5 protein-coding genes are annotated in these 5,397 nt (G+C 66.3%); all 5 read left to right on the top strand.

Features of this window, described 5'->3' with window-relative positions; genetic code table 11:
• On the top strand, nucleotides 1-849 hold an 849-nt coding region (locus JSV65_03385), incomplete at its 5' end, for an HD-GYP domain-containing protein (protein ID UCH35406.1).
• Nucleotides 833-2,161, top strand: coding sequence for an HD domain-containing protein (locus JSV65_03380; GenBank protein UCH35405.1), 1,329 nt, complete (start codon nucleotides 833-835; stop codon nucleotides 2,159-2,161). The genes JSV65_03385 and JSV65_03380, both read left to right, overlap by 17 nt.
• Nucleotides 2,151-2,774 carry a DUF5317 domain-containing protein gene (locus JSV65_03375; protein ID UCH35404.1) on the top strand — a complete coding sequence of 208 codons (624 nt, stop codon included), beginning with the start codon at nucleotides 2,151-2,153 and terminating at the stop codon, nucleotides 2,772-2,774. Before JSV65_03380 ends, JSV65_03375 begins: the two co-directional genes overlap by 11 nt.
• A gap of 154 nt (nucleotides 2,775-2,928) precedes the next feature.
• Nucleotides 2,929-3,633 carry a hypothetical protein gene (locus tag JSV65_03370; GenBank protein UCH35403.1) on the top strand — a complete coding sequence of 235 codons (705 nt, stop codon included), beginning with the start codon at nucleotides 2,929-2,931 and terminating at the stop codon, nucleotides 3,631-3,633.
• Nucleotides 3,634-4,080: 447 nt separating this feature from the next.
• Nucleotides 4,081-5,397: GNAT family N-acetyltransferase (locus JSV65_03365; GenBank protein UCH35402.1), on the top strand; the 1,317-nt coding region annotated here is incomplete at its 3' end.

Below are 5,397 nucleotides of genomic sequence, written 5' to 3'. Positions count from 1 at the left end.
GGTCTGACGTACACCCTGGTCAACAGCTTCGCGGTGGCGATCGCCGTCGCGCTCCAAGAGAGCCGCCACCTCCTGGGCACGTGGCGCGTGGGCTTCGGGTGGATGGGGCCGCGGTACCTGGCGTTGGCCCCGTTCGGCGTGCTGATGGCGATGGTGTACCAGGTCCCGGACCTGCGCTACGTCGGAGTCGCGCTGTTCCTGCTGCCGTTATTCTGGGCGCGGTATGCCTTCAAGGGCTACGTGGACATGCGCGAGGTGCATCAGCAGACGGTGGATGCTCTGGCTAATGCGCTGGAGGCGTATGACGCGTATACGGAGGATCATTCCGACCATGTGAGCGCGCTGGCGGAGGCCTTGGCGCGGCAGCTCGATTTTCCCGAGACGCGCATGGAGGCGCTGCTGTTCGCGGCGCGCCTGCACGACATCGGCAAGTTCGTCATGGAGTCGGTGCTCAACAAGAAGGAGAAGCTCACTGAGGAGGACTGGGCGCTGATCAAGCAGCATCCGGCGGAGGGGCAAAGGATAGTGGCGGCGATTGAGGTGCAGCCGGGGGCCGCAAACATCGTGCGGGCGACCCACGAGCGGCCGGACGGAACCGGCTATCCCGACGGCCTGAGCGGTGCTCAGATAGACGTGGCGGCGAGCATCATCGCGGTGGCCGACGCTTTTCACGCGATGACCTCCGACCGGCCCTATCGCCCGGCGATGCCGGAGTACGCGGCGATTGCGGAGCTGTCGCGCGGCTCGGGGACGCAATTCGACGCGGAGGTTGTGCGCGTGCTGGTGGAGCTGTGGCAGCAGGGGGAGCTACCCCACGCGCGGCGGAGCGGTCATGTCCAAGGCACTTAAGGTATACGTCTGGCTGGTGAGCGCCGCGGGACTCGTCGCCGTCGCCGCCTCGGCTCATTGGGGTGACCTCGAGGGCCTGAGCACGACGACGCGCGCGGTGCTGGCGGACGTCGCGTTCTTCCTGGTCATGGGCTGCGTGCTCGACATGATGATCGTGCCCATGGCGCGCGGCGGCGCGGTGTCGGCCGGGTTCGCGGTGTTCTATGCCTGCATGCTCATCGTGGGGCCGTATCTGGCGGCGTTCGTCGCGGTGCTCGCGACGTTGTGGACCGATGTCATCGTGCGCCGGGGAGTGCCGTTTTACAAAACGCTGTTTAACGTCGGCCACTCGGCGATATCGCTGCTGCTCGCCGGGGCGACGTACTACGTGCTGATGGGCGGCACGGTGGGCGACGTGCGGGTGGCGACGCTCGCTGACGTGGCGCGCATCGCGGGATCGGCGGCGGTGCTGTTCGGGAGCGAGATCACGGCCGTGAATCTGGCGGTGGCTCTGGAGCGCAGGGCTCCGGTGCGCAGCGTGTGGCTTGGCAACGCGAAGCTGGTCATGCCTTTGGACGCCGCCCTCGCGGGCGTGGGGCTGCTGGTGGCGCTGCTGTACGAGCACCGTCAGGCGCTGTTCGGGGGGTATGGCTGGATCTTCGTCGCCGGGGTGATCGTGCTCCCGACGGGCCTGCTGTTCTACGGTTCACGGCTGTACATGGACATGTACCGCGTGTACGACAAGACCCTGCGCACGCTGTCGGCGCTGATGGAGGCCAAGATTCACGGCGGCGAGGAGGAGGCCGTCGGCCACGGCGAACGCGTCGCGCGCTATGCGTCGGCAGCGGCGGAGGAGATGGGTTTGTCCGCGGAGGAGGTGCAGGCGATACAGTACGCCGGCTACCTGCACGACGTCGGCAAGGTAGGCGTGCCGGCCGAAGCGCTCAACAACGGCCCCGTGCCGAATGAGGAACACGCGGACCGGCTCAAGCGGCACGCCCAGATCGGGTACGAGGTGCTGCGACCGATTGATTTCCTGAGTCACGTCGCCACCATCGTGAGGTACCACGACCGGCGCTTCGACCATGGGCCGTACCCGGAGCCGGGGGAGGTCATCCCGTTCGGGTCGCGGCTGATCGCGGTGGCGGAGCGCTACGACAATCTGACGGCGGCGTCGCCGTCGCCGCTGCCGCCCGAGGAGGCCGTGCGGCGCCTGGTCGAGGAATCGGGGGCGGTGCTGGACGCGCGCGCAGTGCACGCGTTCGTGCGCATGCTGGCGCGCGAGGCGATGGTGGACGCGGTCCGCTGCGAAGAGGCGCTGGATGCTATTTGACGGGGCGGTGTTGGGCATTGTCATCGCCCTCATCGCCGGCGGGCGGTTCTCGCGCCTGGGCCGATTGGACCTCCGCTGGCCATGGGTGTTCGTCGCGGCGTTCGGCGTGCGCGCGGTGATCGTCGTCCTCGGCGTGCGCGGGTGGCAGCCCGTGATCGGGATCGCCCCCGCGCTCCACATCCTCTCCTACGTGCTGCTGCTCGCGGCGGTGGTCGCCAACCGGCACTTGTGGGCGATGTGGGTTGCGGCGCTTGGCGTTGCGATGAACTTCGCCGTGATCGCGGCCAACGGCGGCACGATGCCGGCGGACGCCGATCTCGTCGGCGCCTCGGGCCAGCAGCAGATGGTGCAACTCGTGGAGTCCGGCCGCTACCCGACGCACACGCTGCTCGACGCGGGCACTCGGCTGCCGTTCCTCGCTGACCGCTACCTTCTCCCCCACCCCTATCCTCGGCCATCCGTATTCAGCCTCGGCGATATCCTGATAACCCTCGGCGTGGTGGTGCTCATCATGCGCGGCATGGGGGCGTTCGGCTGGGGATGGAAGCAGCGCGACCAGGCGCAGCAGTCCAGAGGAGGGCCGGCGCCGCGCGAGGAACACCCCTGGAAGTAGTTTTGCCGGGCAGGCTCCGGCCGCGCGCCCGAAAAGGAGCACCATCCTGGCCATCAGCACCGTCGTTCTGAGAGACATCACGATCAGCCGCTTCATTCTGGGAGGCAACCCGTTCAGCGGGTTCAGCCACCAGAACCCCGAAGCCGACGCGCGGATGACGCGCTACTTCACCTGCGAGCGCATCAAGGCGACCTGCCGCGAGGCCGAACGGCTGGGAATCACGACGCACATCGGACGTGCCGACCACCACATCATGCGCGTGCTGCTGGAGTACTGGAACGAAGGCGGCACGATCCAGTGGATCGCCCAGACCTGCCCGGAACTGGGGACGATCGAGCGCGGCGTCAATAACGCCATCCGCGGCGGAGCGAAGGCGTGCTTTGTCCACGGCGGGGTGATGGACAACCTTCTCGCGCGCGGTCAGCTCGATGAAGCGCGCGACGCGATCAAGATGATCCACGATGCGGGGATGCCCGCCGGGGTGGCGGGCCACACGCCCGGCGTTTTCACCTGGGCGGAAGAGCACGCGGACCCTGACTTCTACATGTGCTGTTACTACAACCCGTCGAACCGCGCGCGGCACGCGGAGCACAGACCCGGCGAGGACGAGCGGTTTTCTCCGCGCGACCGTGACGCGATGACCGACCTCATCCAGCAGCTCTCCAGGCCGGTGATCCACTACAAGATCATGGCGTGCGGGCGGAACGATCCGGCTGAGGCTTTCGCGTACGCCGCCCGAAAGATGCGCCCGCAGGATGCGGTGTGCGTCGGCATCTACGCCGAGGACGACCCGGACCAACTCGCGAATGACGTGGCGCTGTTTGAGCAGGCGGTTGCTAGAGTCAGCGGAGGCGGGTAGGCGGGAACGCTTGGCGTCAATCCCCACGCGGTTCGGGCTACCGGGGACGCAGCTGAAGGCTTCCTGCAGCGGTTCCTCTGGCAAGTGCTTGAGCCGGCTCAGGGCGTTGCGTCGATCCGGCGACGCATTGCGCCGCGCGTCCTCGGAGTCACTTGTGCGGACGGACACGCGTGACTTTCGTTGGTCCTCCGCTTCCCCAATCCGCCGGATCATCCGCGATGCCAGGATTGGGGCGCGGCAACGTGGAAATCCAGGGCGCGGACGCGGGGGCACGCAGCTCACCTTGATCCGGCTTATTCATACTGCGGCGCGCGTCGGCGGGATGGCTGCCGCGTCGTCAACGCGCAGTTGCGCGCGGATGATTCATGACGCTCATGGCCGGCAGCACAGACAGCACCTGAACACGCCATGAATGATCCGGGCTAGCCCCGGGGAGTGGAAATCACGATGCCAGGACGTAAGCAGCTTACCGTCGCTCAGCACGAGTGGTCGGCGTTTGTGGAGCGCAGCGTGTTCGAGCAGGTACTCGTGTCGGCGGCGGGCGTGCCGATAGCGTACTTACTTCTCACGCGCTCCGAGTACCCCCATGAGTGGCTCCTGCTGAACCCGATTCTGAGCGTCCTGTGCTTCTTCTGTGCGTTCCTTCGCGTCTGGAGAACGTCGAAGGAGGAGGCGGAGACGAAGGAAGCCTGGGAGGCGCTGTCAGACCACCTCACTCCGGCCGGCAAGTGCGTGGACATGATCCTCGAGGTGCCCTATGTCTTCGTCCTGTTTATCCTTCCGTTCTCGGCCGTCGCGTACCAAGTGTTCGTCGTGGCGCTCGGCGGATTCTATGCCGTTGATTGCGTCTACAATTTAATGTGCACAGCAGCCGTGCGCAAACACCATCTCGCTGTGGAATCGAGTCGCGATCAGTGCGCGGCTTGCCCCTTACGCGGATACTACGCCCGGCGGCAATGGCTGGATAACGCGGGCCTGGCGCTGACCGTGGTGCCGGGCGGTACCGCATGGTATCTTGTGCTGCAGGGGCGCACTGAAGCGGCGCTGTGGGTGGGTATCGCGTCCGTCATCGCGTTGATCCTCATGGAGGGGATGCTGGAGCCGATTGTCAACTGGCCGTTTCACTGGCACGCGGAGCAGTCGATGGGCGACCGAGTCAGGATCGTCGATATCCGGCCTTCGGAGCCGGTGAGTTCGGAGACCTGCGACAAGCTGAACCGCATTCATATCGAGGCGTTCCCGCCCGAGGAACAGCAGATGTCGATGGAGTTCATGCTGTCCAAGACGGGAAGCGACGGATACGGGCTGAAGGCCGTATTCCTCGGGGACGCGGTGGTCGGGTACGCCTTCTACCAGGTGCACGAGTCGGCCGAGATCGCATTCCTGTGGTACATGGCGGTTGACGCGGAGTGGCGTCGAATCGGCGTCGGCCGGGAGATTGTAACGCGACTGATCTCCGACCTGGGCACCCGCCGTGCAGTAGTGCGATATCTCCTGCTCGAGGCCCGGGCGCCGGAGCCCGACGCGCCGGCTGACGACATCAATCGGCGTCGAATTGCGTTCTACAGATCGCTCGGCGCGCACTGGGTGCGCGGGATAGACTACGCCGTGGCGTCCCATACCGACCCGGATCGGTCGATCTCATACGAGGTGCTCGCCTTCCCGGTGGCGGACCATGTTACACCGGAACGCCTGCGACCCGCCGTGAGCGTGTTGGCTTCCGAGTCGATGGGCGCTAATGACCCTCACCTGGAACGCTTCCGG

Source organism: Armatimonadota bacterium (assembly GCA_020354555.1).
In the GTDB taxonomy this organism is placed as follows: domain Bacteria; phylum Armatimonadota; class Hebobacteria.
This window is presented reverse-complemented; position numbering and strand designations above follow the sequence as displayed.